This is a genomic window from Actinocorallia aurea (assembly GCF_054783995.1).
Genome location: NZ_BAAGPQ010000028.1, coordinates 105658 through 123519, shown reverse-complemented (window position 1 = coordinate 123519; position 17862 = coordinate 105658). Strand labels below are relative to the sequence as shown.

At 77.0% G+C, this 17862-nt stretch carries 3 protein-coding genes; all 3 read right to left on the bottom strand.

Going from position 1 to position 17862, the window contains the following annotated elements:
• Window positions 1–17: 17 nt before the first annotated feature.
• Window positions 18–6062 carry an SDR family NAD(P)-dependent oxidoreductase gene (locus ACYVOM_RS31525; protein ID WP_460307202.1) on the bottom strand — a complete coding sequence of 2015 codons (6045 nt, stop codon included), beginning with the start codon at window positions 6060–6062 and terminating at the stop codon, window positions 18–20.
• 64 nt (window positions 6063–6126) lie between these two features.
• Entirely contained in the window at window positions 6127–12486 is a 6360-nt protein-coding gene (locus ACYVOM_RS31520) for a thioester reductase domain-containing protein (protein WP_460307201.1), read from the bottom strand.
• A complete protein-coding gene (locus tag ACYVOM_RS31515; RefSeq protein WP_460307200.1) occupies window positions 12465–17846 on the bottom strand; it encodes a type I polyketide synthase in 5382 nt (1793 codons plus the stop codon). Before ACYVOM_RS31515 ends, ACYVOM_RS31520 begins: the two co-directional genes overlap by 22 nt.
• Window positions 17847–17862: the final 16 nt, after the last annotated feature.

Genomic DNA, 17862 nt, shown 5'->3' with positions numbered 1-17862 from the left:
CTCCTTCGTGCGGCGGTTCACAGGCTCTGGTCGATGAACGCGAACAGTTCGTCGTCGGTCGCCGAGTCCAGGTCGGCGGGTCCGGCGGTCCTTCTCGCGGGGGTGCCGACGGGTGCGCCCAGGCGGTCGAGGACCGCGCGGAGGCGCTCGGCGACCAGGCGGCGTTCGGTCTCGTCGGCGGGCGGTTCGGCGAGCGCCTCCTCCAGCGCGCCGAGTGCGGCCAGGCGCGCGCGGGCGGCCAGCCGGGCCCTCAGGTGGGCGGCGACGGCGGCCGGCGTCGGGTGGTCGAACACCAGCGTCTCGGCGAGATCCACCCCGGTCGCGTCGCTGAGGCGTTCTTGGAGTTCCAGCGCGGTGATCGAATCGATCCCGGCGCTGGCGAACGAGCGCTCGGCGCTGATCGGCTCGGCGCCCTCCCGGCCGAGGACCGCGGTCGCCTCGGCACGCACCAGGGTGAGAAGGTCGCCGGGGCGGACCGCCTGTGGCTCGGAACCGGTCGGCACGGCCCTCGGGCGACGCGGCTCGACCAGGTCCCGGAACACGGCGGGCAGCCTGCCCGCGTCGGCCTGCCCGCGCAGCGCCGGCAGGTCCGGGGCGATCGGGAGGAGCACGGCGTGCTGGCGGGTCCGGCCTAGCGCGGTGTCCAGCAGCCGCAGGCAGTCCGGCGCGGCGACCGGGCGCAGGCCAGTGCGGGAGAGGCGCTCCAGGTCGGCGGCCCCGAGCCGCGCGCCCATGCCGCCCGCGACGTCCCAGAGGCCCCAGGCCAGGGACGTGGCGGGCAGGCCCCGCGCCCGGCGGGCGTGCGCGATCCCGTCGAGGAAGGCGTTGGCCGCGGCGTAGTTCGCCTGTCCGGCCGTGCCCAGCACGCCGGCGACCGACGAGAAGAGGACGAAGGCGTCGAGGGGCAGGCCGCGGGTCAGTTCGTCGAGCCACACCGCGGCGTCGGCCTTCGCCCGGAAGACCCGGTCAAGGCGGCCCGCGTCCATCGCCCCGACGGCCCCGTCGTCCAGGACGCCCGCGGCGTGGATCACGGCGGTCAGCGGAGCGTCGTGCGGGACGCGGCCCAGCAGCGCCCGCACCTGCGCCCGCTCCGCGACGTCGCAGGCGGCGATCTCGACCCGGGCGCCGAGCGCGCGAAGCTCCGCGCGGAGTCCTGCCGCGCCCTCCGCGGCCTCGCCCCGGAGGGACGCCAGCAGCACGCCGCGCACCCCGTGCGCCGACACGACGTGCCGGGCCACCAGCCCGCCCAGCGCCCCGGTGCCCCCGGTGATCAGGACAGTGCCGCCCGAACCGAGACGCCCCGGCGCCTCCGGCTGCGCCGCCCGGCGGAGCCGGGGAGCCCACACCGCGCCGCCGCGGACAGCGATCTCCGGTTCGTTCGCCGCGGCCGCTGCGGCGAGCACGGCGAGCGGTACTCCGTCGTGCTCACCGACATCGGCGAGCACGAACCGGCCGGGGTGCTCCCGCTGCGCCGCCCGCACCGCCCCCCGGACCGCGGAGCCGACGGGGTCGACGTCCTCCCCGTCGGCGACGGCCACCGCGCCCCGGGTCGCCACGACGAGACGCCTCCCCCGGGTACCGGCATCGGCACCGGCATCGGCAAGGAACGCCCTGACCGCGTCGAGCACCCGGTTGACCGCCGCCCGCGCCCGGACCGGATCCGAAGACGCCCCGCCCTCTTGCGGCATCAGCACCGGCACTGCGCCCGCGGCGACCGCCGCGAGATCCCGCGCGTCCGTCATGGCGACCGCCGGGGGCCCGCCACCGGCCGTCTCCACGAGCTTCCAGCCGATATGGAAGAGGCCCGGCGCCCCGTCCCCGCCCGCAGACCCGCCAGACCCGGGCCCCGCGTCCGCGGAGCTCCACCAGTACCGGCGGCGCTGGAAGGCGTAGGTCGGCAGCGGCACCCTCCGCCCCCTCCCGCCCAGCACCGGCGCGAAGTCGGCCTTCGCGCCCAGGACGAACGCCTCCGCCAGCGCACGAACGAAGGCTCCGTCGTGGCCTCCCCCGCACACGGCCGCCTCCGACCCGCCCAGGGACTCCCGCACGACGGACGCCGCGGGATCCGCCCCGATCGCGACGAACACGCCGAACCCTCGCGCCGCCAGCGTCCGTGCCGCGGCCCCCGGCTCCGCCGGCGCCCCGAACCGGTGCCGGCCGCCGGTGCCGCTCACCCAGCCGCCGTCCGCCGCGCAGTACCACGGCACCTCGGGACCGCGAACGACGACCGCGCCCCCCACCGGGTCAGCGGCCGATTCCGGCGAGGTCCGCTGCGGCGGAGGGGCGGAGGGGCTGGTGGTGCCGGATGCCGCGGCGAGGCGGGCGGCGTCCGCGAGGGAAAGGGCGCCGGAGACGCAGGCCGCCGCGATCTCCCCCACTCCGGTGCCCAGGACGGCGTCCGGACGCACGCCGTGAGCCCCCCAGAGGGCGGCGAGGGAGAGCATCAGGGCGAAGTCCCTGGGCCGGACGGTCTCCGGGCCGTCCCATGCGGCCGGGTCGGCGGGATCGGACAGGTAGGGGGCCAGCGCGGCGCGGCACTCGGCCATGCGGGCGGCGAAGGCGGGCTCCGCCGACCATGCCGGGTCGGCAGGCCAGGTCGAGGCATCCCCCGCGAAGACGAAGACGGTCCTGCCGGGCCCGCACGTCCCCGGGCCGACCAGCGGTGCGGCTTCGCGGCCTTCGGCGAGCGCGCGCAAGCCGTCGAGGGCCTGTTCCCGGTCCGCCGCCAGGACCACCGCGCGGTGCTCCCACACGGTTCTGGCCGTCGCGGATCTGGCCAGGTCGGCCAGCCCGACCCCCGCGTCCAGGGCCGACGCGAACCGCTCGGCCTGCTCGGCCAGGGCACGGGCCGACCGGGCCGACACGACCACCGGCACCGGCCCGTCCGCGGCCTCCGCAGCGGGTTCCGGCAGGGCCTCCTCCGGGGCCTGTTCGAGGATCACATGGGCGTTGGTGCCGCTGATGCCGAAGGACGACACCGCGGCGCGCCGAGGGCGCCCGCGGTCGGGCCAGGCGAGCCGCTCGGTCAGCAGGGCGACCGAGCCCGACGACCAGTCGATCCTCGCGGACGGGCGGTCGACGTGCAGGGTGCGGGGCAGGACGCCGCGCCGCAGGGCGAGCGCCATCTTCGCCACCCCCGCGACTCCGGCCGCGGCCTGGGTGTGGCCGACGTTCGACTTCAGCGACCCCAGCAGCAGCGGATCGCTCCGATCCGCCCCGTACACGGCGAGCAGGGCCTCGGCCTCGATCGGATCGCCGAGGACGGTGCCGGTGCCGTGCGCCTCGACCGCGTCGACGTCGGCGGGCGACAGCCCCGCGTCGGCCAGCGCTCGGCGGATCACCCGCTGCTGGGAGGCGCCGTTCGGGGCGGTCAGCCCGTTCGACGCGCCGTCCTGGTTGACGGCCGAGCCCCGGATGAGCGCCAGCACGTCGTGCCCGGACCGTCGGGCGTCCGACAGGCGCTCCAGCACCAGGACGCCGGAGCCCTCCGCCCAGCCGGTGCCGTCGGCGGCGTCGGCGAAGGACTTGCACCGTCCGTCCGGCGCGAGCCCGCGCTGCCGCGAGAACTCCGCGAAGCCCTCCGGCCCCGCCATCACCGTGGCGCCCCCCGCCAGCGCCATCGTGCACTCGCCCGCCCGCAGGGCCCGGACGGCGAGATGCAGCCCGACGAGGGACGACGAGCACGCGGTGTCGACGACCAGGGCCGGGCCGCGCAGCCCGAGCAGGTAGGCGAGACGCCCTGCGGCCATGCTCGTCAGCCCGCCGGTCGCGCGATAGCCGTCGAGGTCCGCGCGGGCCGGAAGGCGTTCGGTGTACCCGTTGGCGAACAGGCCGAGGAAGACGCCCACGTCGGACCCGCTCAGCGAAACCGGGTCGATGCCCGCGTGCTCCAGCGCCTCCCAGGAGGTCTCCAGGAGCAGGCGCTGCTGCGGGTCCATGGCCAGCGCCTCGCGCGGCGCGATCTGGAAGAACTCTGCGTCGAACAGCGCGGCCTCGCGCAGGAACCCGCCGTGCCGGGTGCACGGGCCGCCGGGCGAGCCGGGGTCGTGAAGGGCCGCCAAGTCCCAGCCCCGGTCCTCCGGGAACTCCGAGATCGCGTCGCCGCCCCGCTCCAGCAGCTCCCACAGCGCCTCAGGACCGCTCACCCCGCCCGGCAGCCGCACGCCCATCCCGACGATCGCGATCGGCTCTCCGGACGGGGCCGCGGCCAGGTCCCGGCGGACGGACCCGCCCTGGAGCCCTGACCGGAGGCGCTCGGTGACTGCGGCCGGGGTGGGATGGTCGAAGACGAGGGACGCGGGCAGCGCGAGCCCCGTCTCCGCGGCCAGGCGGTCGCGGATGTCCACGGCGGCGAGCGAATCGACGCCCAGGTCGGCGAACGCGGCCCCGGTGCGCAGCCCCGGCGGAACGTACCCCAGCGCGGCGACGGTCGCGCCTTCCACGAGCTCTTCGAGCCGCAGCCCGGCGGACGGCGGCGCCGCGAACCCGGGGGCCGGACACGGTCCAGCGGGCAGCAGGGCCCGCAGTGCCGGCAGGTCGATCTTGCCCGCGGCGTTGCGCGGCAGCGCCTCGACCAGGTGCAGGCGCACAGGCAGCTTGTAGGAGGCGAGCCGGGGCGCGGCGTAGGAGCGGACGCCGTCCAGTGTGGGTTCCGCGCCCTCGGCCGGGACCGCGACGGCGACGACCGCCTCGCCCCGCGTCTCGTGCGCGACCCCGGTGACCGCGACCTCCGCGAGGTCCGGGCATCCGGCCAGGGCGCGTTCGACCTCGGCGGGATAGACGTTCTCGCCGCCCGTGATGACCATGTTCTTCAGGCGGTCGACGAGGTAGAGGTGGCCGTCTCCGTCGAGTTCGCCGATGTCCCCGCTGTGGAACCAGCCGTCGGCGAACGCCTCGGCGTCGGCCTCGGGAGCCCGCCAGTACCCCGCGGTGACGTTCGGGCCGCGTACGCAGACCTCGCCGCGCACCCCCGGCTCGGTGATCGCCGCGCGGGTGGCCGGGTCGGCCAGCCGGATCCGGGTGAAGGGCATGGCAGGGCCCGCCGACCCGGTCTTGCGCAGGGTCTGGTCGGCCGGCAGGAGCGTCGCGAACGGCGCGGTCTCGGTGAGCCCCCACGCCTGCCGGAGCAGCACGCCCCGCGCCGCGTACTCCTCGATCAGCGCGGGCGGCACCGGCGCGCCCGCCACCACCGCGGTGTGCAGCGCGGACAGGTCGGCTTCGGCGAAGCCCGGCGTGCGGGCCACCGCCGAGTACACCGACGGCACGCCGAGGAGCGTGCCGACCCGGTGCCCGACGAGGTCCGCCAGGACCACGTCCGGATCGAACGCCCGGCGCAGGACCGTCGTCCCGCCGTGGGCGAGCGTGCGCAGGGTGAAGGAGTTCAGGCCGCCGATGTGGAACAGCGGGGTGGCGACCAGGTTGACCTCGCGGCCGGTCGTGCCGGTGGCCCAGCCGACGTTCGCGCCGTTCCACCAGAGGTTCCCGTGGGTGAGCCGGACGCCCTTGGCCCGCCCTGTCGTCCCTGAGGTGTACAGGAGGACCGCCAGGTCGTCGGCCTTGCATGCCACGGGTTCCCGCGGCGGGCCGGCCTCGGCCAGTGCGGCGCGCAGCGGCGTCCAGGACCGCCCCGTGAGGCCGGCGGGGCCGGCCGGGCCCGCCGCGGGGTCGTCGTCGACGAGCAGCAGGCGCAGGTGCCCCGCCGCGCGGACCGCCTCGACCGGGGCGACGTGCCCGGGCTCCACGACGAGGGTGTGCGGGTCGCAGTCGGCGAGGACCTCCCCGAGCTCGTCCGGCCGCAGCAGGTGGTTCACCGGGACGAACACCGCGCCCAGCCACGCGCAGGCCAGGTAGGCCGCGAGCAGGGTCGGGCTGTTGCGCCCGAGGTAGGCGACGCGGCAGCCCCGGGCCGCCCCGCCGGCGGCGAGCACCGCGGCGAGGCGCCCCGCCCGGTCCACGAGGGCCGGATAACCGATCTCGGTGCCTTCGTACCGCAGCGCGGGACCGGCGCAGGACCGGCCGGCCTGCCCGTGCACGGCGGGCACCGGGCTGAGATCAACACGCATTGCCACCTCCAGGGTCGTCACAGGGTCGTTCCAGGGGCTCGCCACAGGCCCGCCGCAAGGCTCATCACGGGGCCGGGACGCCTTCCCGGGCCCGGTCGGCGTGCCGTGGAGCCGCGGGCAGGTAACCCGAGGCGACGAAGAACTCCACGGACTTCGCGAACAGCCCGCCGTCGAGGGGCGGGCACACTATGCCGGTGCCCGAGAGCGCCTTCTCGGTCTCCGTCACATCGACCGGCGGGGTGCCTATCCCCCCGTCCAGGATCCGCAGGAAGACGTCGAGCAGGGGCCGGACCGCGTTGCCGGGGTCGTCCAGCACCGCGGCCCGCCAGGACGCCGGGTCCTGCTCGGGGATCCGGTAACCCGCCGCCCTGAGGCGGTCCACGAGATCGAGGTACGCGACGCCCTGCTCGGCGTACAGATGGAAGGTCCGCCCGGCGGCCTCCGGTCTGCGGGACAGCTCCAGGATCGCCGCGGAGGCGTAGTCCACCGGCACCATGTGCACGGTCCCGGACAGGCCGGCGGGCGCCCCGCCGGCCTGGATCATGCCCTTGAGGCTCAGCCACACGAAGTCGCGCGTCTGGCAGGCGCCGCCCGCCCGGTCGCCCCACAGGAAGTCGGGCCGGTACACCGTCACGGGCAGCCCCCGCTCGCGTGCGATCCCGATGACCTGCTCGGCCGCCCACTTGCTCTGCCGGTACCCGTTCGACAGCGCTTCCGGCGGGCCCACCGGGTCGCCCGCGGCGAACGGCGCGCGGCGTTCCGGCGCGTCGCGGAACACCCCCGTGCTGGACACGTAGTGCACCGGGACGGTCCGGTGCCGGGCCGCCAGCCGCAGGATCTCGCGGACGCCTCCGACGTTGGCGGCTTCGAGCGCCGCGTAGGGCAGGAGCCAGTTGACCGCGGATCCCGCGTGGTAGACGGCGTCCGCGCGCCGCGCGAGGTCGTCGAACTCCGCTTCGGCGAGGCCGAGGCGCGGCGCGGCGAGGTCCCCGGCGACGACCGCGAGCCGCGCCGGATCGACCTGGTCGGCGATCCGGTACCACGCGAGGTTCTCGCGCAGCCGCCGCTCGGCGTCCGCCCGGTCGGCGCCGCGCACCAGGCAGTGGATCCGGGCGCGCGTCGTGCGCATCAGGTCGCGGAGCAGGAACGCGCCGAGGAATCCGGTCGCGCCGGTCAGCAGGACCTCGCCCGGGTCACCGACCGCGCGGTCCACCGCGCGGGCGGGCCGCACGTCCTCGTCGAGGTGGACCCCGGCGGCGAAGTCGACGGTGCGGGCGGACGCCGTGCCGAGCAGTTCGGCGCACAGCCGGTCGGCCAGCTCCGCCGGGGTGGGGTGCTCGAAGACGACCGAGGCGGGCAGCCGGACCCCGGTCGCGGCGGCGAGCCGGTTGCGCAGGTCGACGGAGATGCGCGAGTCGAAGCCGAGGTCGGTGAAGAGGCTGCCGGGGCCGACCGCGTCCGGGCCCGCGTGGCCGAGCGCGAGCGCGGCCTCGGTGCGGACGACGCCGAGCACGAGCGCGTGCCCGCCCTCTGCGGGCAGATCCGCCAGCCGCTCGGCCAGCGGCTCGGCTCCGGCGGCGCCCTCGCGCACGTCCCGTCGGCCCGTGTTCCGGGCCAGGTCGCCGAACAGCAGGGATGCCGTGCCGCGTCCGGCGCGCAGTACCGCCAGGTCCATCGGGGTGGCCACGAGGGCGGCCGGCGCCTCGCCGAGGGCCGTGTCGAGCATGCGCGGGCCGGTGGCCGCGGTGACGGGGCGCAGGCCGGAGCGGGCCATGCGGGCCCGGTCGGCCTCGCTGAGCCCCTCGTCCATGCCGCCGACGCCCTCCCACAGGCCCCAGGCGAGCGACGTCGCGGGCAGGCCGAGTCCGGCCCGGTGCTCGGCGAGCGCGTCGAGGAAGGTGTTGGCCGCCGCGTAGTTCGCCTGCCCGGCGCCACCGAGGACGCCGCCGATGGACGAGAACAGCACGAAGGCCGACAGGTCGTGGCCGCGCGTCAGGTCGTGCAGGTGCCATGCGGCGTCCGCCTTGGGCCGCAGCACGGCGCCGAGCCGCTCGGCGCTCATCGCGGTGATCAGCCCGTCGTCGTGGACGCCGGCGGTGTGCACGACGGCGCTGAGCGGGCGGGGGATCGCGGCGAGGAGGCCGGCGAGGGCCGCGCGGTCGGCGAGGTCGCAGGCGGTGACGGTCACCTCGGCGCCGAGCCCGGTGAGCTCGGCGGCCAGGGCGGCCGCGCCGGGCGCTTCGGGACCGCGGCGGCTCACCAGCAGCAGATGGCCGACGCCATGGGCCCGGACCAGGTGCCGCGCGAACAGGCCGCCCAGGGCACCCGTGCCCCCGGTGATCAGCACCGTGCCGTCCCGCCGCCACACCTCGCGCACGGGGGCGGCACCGGCCCCGAGACGGGCCAGGCGCGGTACCAGCACCCGGCCGCCGCGGACCGCGGCCTGCGGCTCGCCGGACGCCGCGAGCGCGGGCAGGGCCGTCGCCGACGCCGGATCGCCGTCCAGGTCGACCAGGCTGATGCGGCCCGGCATCTCGGTCTGCGCCGACCGCAGCAGGCCCCAGATCGGGGCGGACACCAGGTCGGACACCCCGCCGGGCTCCGTCGCCACCGCGCCCCGCGTCACCACGACCAGCGGCAGCTCGGCGGCCCGCTCGTCCCGGGCCCACGCCCGGACGAGCTCCAGAGCCCGGCGCGTCGCGTCGTGGACGCGGGCGGGAACGTCGCCGCCCGGCGGGTAGAGGAAGGGGACGACCAGGGCCTCGCCTCCGGCGGTCGCGCGGAGCGCCGCGTCCAGGCCGCCGAACACCGCGGGATCGCCCAGCGCGGCGCGCACTTCCTGGCACGGCAGGGCCGATTCGCCCGCGCTGTCCAGGAGGATCCAGCGCCCGTCGCCTCCCCGGGGAATGAGGGCCACGGGATGCCACGCGATCCGGAACAGCGCGTCGCGGGCCCCCGACCGCACCGCCTCCACTTCCTCCGCCGCGACCCGGCGAACACCGAAGGCGCCGAGGGACGCCACGGGCCTTCCGGTCGGGTCCGCCACGCGCACCGTCCCGTCGGCGCCGAGCCGGGCGCGGACGGCGGTCGCGCCGACCGCGTGCAGACGGACGTCACGGCACCGGTCCACCTCGCCCGGCGCGCCCGCGCAGCGCAGCACGGCGTCCAGCAGCGCGGGGTGCAGCCCGAACCCGTCCGCGGGGGTACCGGGAGGCAGGACGGCTTCGGCGTACACGTCGCCGCCGTCGCGCCACACGGCCGTCAGGCAGCCCGCCTCCTCCAAGGCGACGGGCTCGGCACCGGGGGGCGGCCAGGCGGTGAGGTCCCACGCGGGTCCGCCGGCGCCGCGGCGCACCGTGCCGGAGGCGAAGGCCGTCCACTCAGGGCAGTCCCCGGCCCCGCCCGCGTGGACCGTGAACCCGCGTCCGCCCGTCGCGTCCGGCGGGCCGATGACGAGCTGGAGCCGCAGGGCCCCGCGTTCGGGCAGCACGACGGGGCCCGGCAGCACGAGCTCGTCGACGACGGCGCACCCCACCTCGTCGCCCGCCCGCACCAGGAGGTCGAGCAGCACCGCGGCCGGGAGGACGGGAGAGCCGGACAGAGTGCGCAGCCAGGGCGCCGACCGGGCGGACACCGTCGCGGTGCAGACCACCTCGTCGCGGGCCGCCAGGACGACGGGCGGGCCCGCGAAGGGATGCCCGCCCTGTTCCGCAGGCCCCTCCGGGGATTGCCGCAGCCAGTAGCGCTCACGCTGGAACGGGTAGGTCGGCAGCTCGACCGGGCGGGCGCCGCTTCCGGCGAAGAACGCGGGCCAGCAGACCCCCGTGCCGCGGACGTGCAGCGCGCCCAGCGCGCGGACGGCGCAGCGCGCCTCGGGCTCCCCGTGGCGCAGCGCGGGGATCACCGCCGCCTTCTCCGCACCGGTCTCGGCCATCGACGCCAGCACGTCGCCGGGCCCGATCTCGAGCAGCGTCGTCGCGCCGAGGGACTCCAGCGTCCGCACCGCGTCGAGAAAACGCACCGGACGGCGCACCTGCTCTGCCCAGTAGTCCGCCGACGTCCACCGGTCACCCGGCTCCGCCCGCCCGGTCACCGTCGACACGATCGGAACACGCGGCGGGCGGAAGTCCAGACCGCGCAACGCCGAGCGGAACTCCTCGACGATCGGGTCCATGCGGGGCGAGTGCGAGGCACAGCCGATCGGCAGCCGCTTGACCTGGCGGCCCCTTCCCTCCCAGTGGGCGGCCACCGCGCGCACGGCCTCCTCATCGCCGGAGACCACGACGTCGCGGGGCCCGTTGACCGCGGCGACGACCGCTCCGCCCGCGGCGTCCAGCGTCGGGTGCACCTCGTCCTCGGCGGCCTGGACGGCGATCATCGCTCCGCCGGACACCGAGCGCATCAGCCGTCCCCGGACGGCCACCAGCGCGGCCGCGTCCGGCAGGGACAGGACGCCCGCGACGTGGGCCGCGGTGATCTCGCCCAGCGAATGCCCGACCAGGAGGTCCGGAACCACGCCCCAGCTCTCGAAGAGCCGGTGCAGGGCCACTTCCACCGCGAACGTGGCGGCCAGCGTGGCGTCGATCCGGTCCAGCCCGTCCCCGGACTCGATCACCTGCCGCAGCGGACCCGGCAGATGGACGTCCAGCGCCGCGCAGACCGCGTCGAACGCCTCCGCGAACACGGGAAAGGCCGCGCGCAGTCCCCCGCCCATCCCCGGATGCTGCGCGCCCCCGCCGGTGAACATGAACGCGAGCCGCCCGTCCTGCTCCTGCCCGCGCGACCCGTCCGCGGCCTCCTCGGCGATCCCGCCGAGCCCGAGGATCAGCTCCGCGCGGTCCGCCGCCACGACCGCGGCCCGGTGCGGCAGCGCCGCCCGGGTCGTCGCCGCGGAGAAGGCGGCGTCCAGCAGGCCGACGCCCGGCTGCCCGGCGAGCAGCGCCGCGAGCCGCCGCGCCTGCTCGCGCAACGCCTCGGGCGACTTGGCCGACAGCACGCACGGCACCACCGGGAGCGGCACCGCGGTACCCGTCTCGGCGTCCGCGCCGGGCTCGGGCGCCTCTTCCAGGATCACGTGCGCGTTGGTGCCGCTCACCCCGAACGCGGAGACCGCGGCCCGGCGCGGCCGGTCCGTCCGCGGCCACGGCCGCCGCTCGGTGAGGAGCTCGACGGCCCCGGCCGACCAGTCGACGAGCGGCGTCGCCCGGTCGACGTGCAGGGTGCGGGGCAGGACGCCGTGCCGCAGCGCCTCCACCATCTTGATCACACCGCCCACCCCGGCGGCCGCCGCCGCATGGCCGATGTTCGACTTCAGCGAACCCAGCCAGAGCGGCCGGTCCACCGGACGCGCGGCCCCATAGGTCGCCAGCAAAGCTCCAGCCTCGATCGGATCGCCGAGGCGGGTGCCGGTGCCGTGCGCCTCTACCGCGTCGACGTCGGCGGGTCGCAGGCCCGCGTCGGCCAGGGCCTGGCGGATCACCCTTTCCTGCGCGGGCCCGTGCGGTGCCGCGAGGCCGTTGGACGCGCCGTCCTGGCCCAGCGCCGACCCGCGCAGGAGCGCGAGGACGCGGTGCCCGTCGCGCCGGGCGTCCGACAGCCGCTGCAGCACGAGGAGGCCGGCCCCCTCGGCCCAGCTCGTGCCGTCGGCCGCCGCGGCGAACGACTTGCACCGGCCGTCCGCGGCGAGCCCGCGCTGCCTGGCGAAGTCCACGAACCCGCCCGGCGATCCCATCACCGTCACGCCTCCGGCCAGCGCGAGCGACGACTCGCCCGCGTGCAGGGAGCGCGCCGCCAGGTGCACCGCGACCAGCGAGGACGAGCACGCCGTGTCCACGGTGATCGCCGGGCCCTCGAAGCCGAAAGTGTAGGAGACGCGGCCCGAGGCGACGCTGCCGAACTTGCCCGTCATCAGATGGCCTTCGAGCTCGGTCGGCCCGTGCAGCCCCAGGTAGGACTGCTCCACCGCCCCGACGAAGACGCCCACGGCCGTGCCCCGCAGCGTGGCCGGGTCGAGGCCCGCGTGTTCGAGGGCCTCCCAGGCCGTCTCCAGCAGCACCCGCTGCTGCGGGTCCATCGCGAGCGCCTCGCGCGGCGAGATGCCGAAGAACGCCGCGTCGAACTCCGTCGCGTGCTCCAGGAAGCCGCCTTCGCGGGTGTAGGACGTGCCGGGCGCGTCCGGGTCGGCGCTGTAGAGGCCGTCGAGGTCCCAGCCCCGGTCGGCCGGGAACTCCGTGATGGCGTCGCGGCCTTCGGCGACCAGCCGCCACAGGTCGCCCGCCGAGGCGACCCCGCCCGGGTAGCGGCACGCCATGCCCACGATGACGATGGGCTCCCGCCGCTCCAGCTCGGCGATGCGGCCGCGCGCCCTGCGCAGTTCCCCGGTGACCGACCTCAGGTACTCGGTCAGCCTTTCGTCGTCGGCCATGTCGGTGCCTCGTGTCCTTCCGGGTGCGGCGCAGGAGCCCAGGGCGCCGTATCGCCGAGTTCGCGGTCGATGAGCGCCATGAGTTCGTCGGCCGAGGCCGAGGCGAGGTCGTGCGCGGGGTCGTGCGCGGGGTCGTGCTCAGGGTCCTGGGAGCCGGCCGTGTCGTCCGGGTGGGCGGGCAGCCGGCGCAGCAGTGCCCCGAGCCGGTCGGCGACGGCCCGGCCGTCCTCGCCCGAAGCGGACGCCAGCGCCTCCTCCAGGCGGTCCAGCGCGGCGAGCGCGGGCGACGGCGGTGCTTCGCGGGGCGCGATCCGGGCGAGCAGGAGGTCGGCGAGGGCGGCCGGGGTGGGATGGTCGAAGACCGCGGTCACCGGCAGCCGGAACCCGCAGGCCGCGCCCAGCCGGTTGCGCAGGGCGACCGCCATCAGCGAGTCGAACCCGAGGTCGCGGAACCGCAGCCGGACGTCGACCGCGGCCGGGTCGCGCAGCCCGAGCACGGCGGCCGCCTCCGTGCGCACGAGGTCGAGCACGCGCCGCCCGCGTTCGGCGTCGGTCATCCCGGCGGGCCACCGGGACCCGGCGGTGCCCGCCTTGTCCGTGCGCGCGGCCGGGGCCGGGACGAGGTCCTGGAACAGCCGCGGCGGATCGGCCTGGACCGCCGCGAGATCGAAGGGGGCGACGAGCAGGGCGGGCCGGTCCGCGGCCAGCGCCGCGTCGAGCAGCTCCAGTCCTTCGGCGACCCCGACGGGCAGGAACCCGGCGCGGGCGTACCCGGCCCGGTGGGCGGCCGGCAGCCCCGCGTGGAGACCGCCCTCGACGTCCCAGAGCCCCCACCCCAGTGACGTCGCGGGCAGGCCCCGGGCCCTGCGGTGCTGCGCCAGGCCGTCGAGGAAGGCGTTCGCCGCCGCGTCGCCGGCCTGTCCTGGGCCGCCGAGGACCGAGGAGAGCGACGAGAACAGCACGAACGCCCGCACGTCGGCGTCGCGGGTGAGGTCGTGCAGGTGCCAGGCGGCGTCGGCCTTGGGGCGCAGCGCGGCGGTCAGGCGGTCCGGGGTCAGCGCGGCCGGCAGGCCGCTGTCGGGCACGGCCGGCAGGCCGCTGTCGGGCACGCCCGCGGTGTGCACGATCGCGGTGAGCGGATGGGCCGCGGGCACCTCGGCGAGCAGCGCGGCCAGCGCCTCTCGGTCCGCGACGTCGCAGGCGGCGATCTCGGCGGTCGCGCCGAGTTCCGCGAGGTCGGCGCGCAGCCGTGCGGCGCCGGTGGCCCTCTCGCCGCGGCGGCCGACCAGGAGCAGGCGGGTGACCCCGTGCACGGCGGCCAGATGGCGGGCGACCGCCGACCCGAGCGCACCGGTGCCGCCGGTGATCAGCACGGTGCCGTGCGGTGCCCACGCCGGGGGCCTCCCTCCGGCGGAGACCCGGTTCAGCCGGGGAAGAAGGATGCGGCCGTCGCGCAGGGCGGCCTGAGGTTCCGCAGCGCCGACGAGCGGGGACAGCGCGTCCGGCACGACGTGCTCGGTGTCGGCGTCCACCAGGACGATCCGCCCGGGGTGCTCGGCCTGGGCCGACCGGATCAGGCCCCACAGGGCCGCCGCGCCGGGGTCGGGCGTGTCGGTCTCCGTCGCGGCCACCGCTCCGGTGGTGACGATCACGAGCACCGCTTCGGGCGCGACATCGTCGGCGGTCCAGTCCCGCAGCAGCGCCAGGCACCGGCCGGCCGCCTCGTGCGTCGCGGCGACGGCGTCGGCTCCCCGAACGGGCCCCTGGTACGCCAGGACCGCGTCCACCGGCTCGCCCGCCGCGACGGCCCGGCGCAGCGCGGCGAGATCGTCGTGGCGCCGGACGCCGGGATCCGGGCACGGGCCCAGGGTCGCCCAGGCGACGGGCGCACCGGGCCGCCGCAGGGGGCGGGTGGTCCAGGTCAGGTGGTGCAGCGCGGGCGGACGGGATGCTCCGGCGAGGTCCGCGCGAGCGATCTCGCGGACCTCGACCGACGCGACGGACCCGACCGGCGCGCCGTCCCGGTCTGTCAGCAGCGCGGACACCGCTCCCCCGCCGATCGGGGTGTGCAGGGCGCGCACCGCCCGGCCGCCCGCGCGGTGCGTCCGCGCTCCGCGCCACTCCATGGCGAGGCGCGGTGGGCCCGCGTCGGCGGCCGGTTCCAGCAGCAGCGGATGCACGGCGAAGTCTCCGGTCTCCGCCGCGTGCTCCTGCGAAAGCATGATCTCCGGGGAGCCGGGGGCCTCCTCGAACGGCGCGGGGGCATCGTCCTCCGCGCGCAGCACCCCCGTGGCGAGGGCCGTCCACCCGCCTTCTCCTTCCGGCCTCGCGTGCACGGTGACGGGACGCCCTCCGCTCTCGTCCGGCGCGCCGATCGCGACCTGGAGCGGGACCTCGCCGTCTGCGGTGAGGGCGAGCGGGGCATGGACCGTCAGCCGCTCCACGACCGGGCAGCCCGCCGCGCCGCCCGCCCGCAGCGCCAGGTCCAGCAGGACGGAGCCCGGCAGGACCGGGACGCCGAACCTGACGTGTGCGGCGAGCCAGGGCGCCGCCCGCAGGGAGAGGCTGCCGGTGAAGACCGTCTCGTCGCGGCCCGCCAGGGCGACGGCGGGGCCCAGGAACCTGTGCGCACCAGCCTCCGCGGGGAGGGCGGCCGGGCGCAGCCAAAGGCGTTCGCGCTGGAACGGATAGGTCGGCAGATCGACGCGGCAAGCCCCGGTCCCGGCGAAGAGGCGCGCCCAGTCGACGTCCACACCGCGCGTGTGCAGCCCGCCGACCGCTTCCATGAGCGCGCGCGCCTCGGGTTCCCCGTGGCGCAGGGCCGGGATCGCCACGGCCTCCGCCGCGCCGGTCTCGGCCATCGAGGCCAGCACGTCGCCGGGCCCCACCTCCAGCAGCGTCGTCGCACCGAGGGATTCCAGCGTCCGCACCGCGTCGAGAAAACGCACCGGACGACGCACCTGCTCCGCCCAGTAGTCCGCCGACGTCCACCGCTCATCGGGCTCGACCCCACCCGTCACCGTCGACACGATCGGGACACGCGGCGGACGGAAGTCCAGACCGCGCAGAGCCGCGCGGAACTCCTCGATCATCGGATCCATGCGAGGCGAGTGCGAGGCGCAGCCGATCGGCAGCCGCTTGGTGAACCTGCCGCGCCGCGCCCAGTGCGCGGCCACGGCCAGCACCGCGTCCTCGTCTCCCGAGACGACCAGGTCGCGGGGCCCGTTGACCACGGCGATCACCGCGCGTCCCGCGGCGTCCAGCGTCGGGCGCACCTCGTCCTCCGAGGCCTGCACCGCGGCCATCGCCCCGCCGTCGGAGAGCGCGCGCATCATCCGTCCCCGGGCGGTGACGAGGGCGGCGGCGTCGGCGAGGGAGAACACGCCCGCGACGTGGGCCGCGGTGATCTCGCCCAGTGAGTGTCCGACCAGGAAGTCCGGGCGCACTCCCCACTCCTCGAGAAGGCGGTACAGGGCCACCTCCACCGCGAACGTGGCGGCCAGCGTGTGGTCGATCCGGTCCAGCCCGTCCCCGGACGCGATCACCTGCCGCACCGGGCCGGGCAGATGCGCGTCCACCGCGGCACAGACCTCCTCGAACGCCCCCGCGAACACCGGGAAGGCCGCGCAGAGCTCCGCCGCCATGCCCGCGCGCTGCGCTCCCCCGCCGGTGAACATGAAGGCCAGGCGCCCGTCCTGCGGTTCCCCGCGCACCGGGCCCGGACCGTCCGCGGCGATCTCCGCGAGTCCTCGGCTCAGTTCCGCGCGGTCCGCGGCCACCACCGCGGCCCGGTGCGCCAGGGCCGCCCGGGTCGTCGCCGAGGAGAACGCCACATCCACGTGGCCGGGGTGCGGGTCCTCGGCGAGCAGTTGCGCCAGCCGCCGCGCCTGCGCGCGCAGCGCCTCCGCCGACTTCGCCGACAGCACGCACGGCACCGGGAACGCGCCTCGCGGGGACCGCGGCGCGGGCACGTCGGCGCCGTCCGCCTCCTCCAGGACGACGTGCGCGTTGGTGCCGCTGAAACCGAACGCGGAGACCGCGGCGCGGCGGGGGCGCCCGTCCCGCGGCCAGTCGCGCGCGTGCACGAGCAGGGACAGCGGGCCGCCCGCCCAGTCGACGCGGGGTGTGGGCTCCGCGGCGTGCAGCGTGCGGGGCAGGACCCCGTGGCGCAGCGCCTCCGCCATCTTGATCACACCGCCCACCCCCGCCGCCGCGGCGGCATGCCCGAGGTTCGACTTCAACGAACCCAGCCAGAGCGGCCGGTCCACCGGACGCCCGGCACCGTAGGCCGCGATCAGCGCGCGGGCCTCGATCGGGTCTCCCAGCGGGGTTCCCGTGCCGTGCGCCTCTACCGCGTCCACGTCGGCGGCCTCCAGCCCGGCGTCGGCCAGCGCGCGGCGGATCACCTTCTCCTGCGCGGGGCCGCTGGGCGCGCTCAGCCCGTTGGAGGCGCCGTCCTGGTTGACCGCGCTCCCCCGGACGACGGCCAGCACCCGACGGCCGTCGCGGCGCGCGTCGGACAGCCGCTGCACCAGGAGCAGGCCCGCGCCTTCGGCCCAGCCGGTGCCGTCGGCGGCCGCGGCGAACGGTTTGCACCTGCCGTCGGGCGCGAGGCCGCGCAGCCGCGAGAACTCCACGAATGGCCTGGGCGTGGCCAGCACCGTCACGCCGCCCGCCAGCGCGAGGTCGCACTCGCCGCGGCGCAGCGCCGTCACCGCGAGGTGGAGCGCGACGAGGGAGGACGAGCACGCGGTGTCCACGGTGACCGCCGGTCCCTCCAGCCCGAAGGTGTAGGCCAGCCGTCCCGAGGCGACGCTGCCCGCGCTGCCGCTGAACAGGTGGCCTTCGAAGCCCTGCGGCAGGAGCGGGCGGGAGCCGTAGTCGTTGTACATGACGCCGACGTAGACGCCGGTCGGGCTGCCCCGCAGGGACTCCGGGACGATCCCGCCCCGCTCGAACGCCTCCCACGCGGTCTCCAGCAGGAGCCGCTGCTGGGGGTCGGTGGCCAGCGCCTCACGCGGCGACATGCCGAAGAAGGCCGGGTCGAACAGGTCGGCGCCGGTCAGGAAGCCGCCGTGCCGGACATAGGACCTGCCGGGCGCGTCGGCGTCGGCGTCGTAGAGGTCTCCGAGCGGCCAGCCGCGGTCGTCGGGGAAGGGGGACACCGCGTCCACGCCGTCGGCCACCAGGCGCCACAGGTCCTCGGGCGAGGTCACCCCGCCCGGGTAGCGGCAGGACATCCCGATGATCGCGATCGGCTCGCGCGCCCTCTCCTGGAGTTCGCGCAGGCCGCGCCGGCTCTCCACCGCGTCGGCCACGGCCCGCTTGAGGTAGCCGCGCAGCAGTTCCGCATCGGCCATGTGGACATCACCCCCG

What these genes read in the sequence shown, in the direction of transcription:
- ACYVOM_RS31525 (WP_460307202.1), bottom strand. Translation starts at nt 6,062, where the DNA reads ATGCGTGTTGATCTCAGCCCGGTGCCCGCCGTGCACGGGCAGGCCGGC.
- ACYVOM_RS31515 (WP_460307200.1), bottom strand. Translation starts at nt 17,846, where the DNA reads ATGGCCGATGCGGAACTGCTGCGCGGCTACCTCAAGCGGGCCGTGGCC.
- ACYVOM_RS31520 (WP_460307201.1), bottom strand. Translation starts at nt 12,486, where the DNA reads ATGGCCGACGACGAAAGGCTGACCGAGTACCTGAGGTCGGTCACCGGG.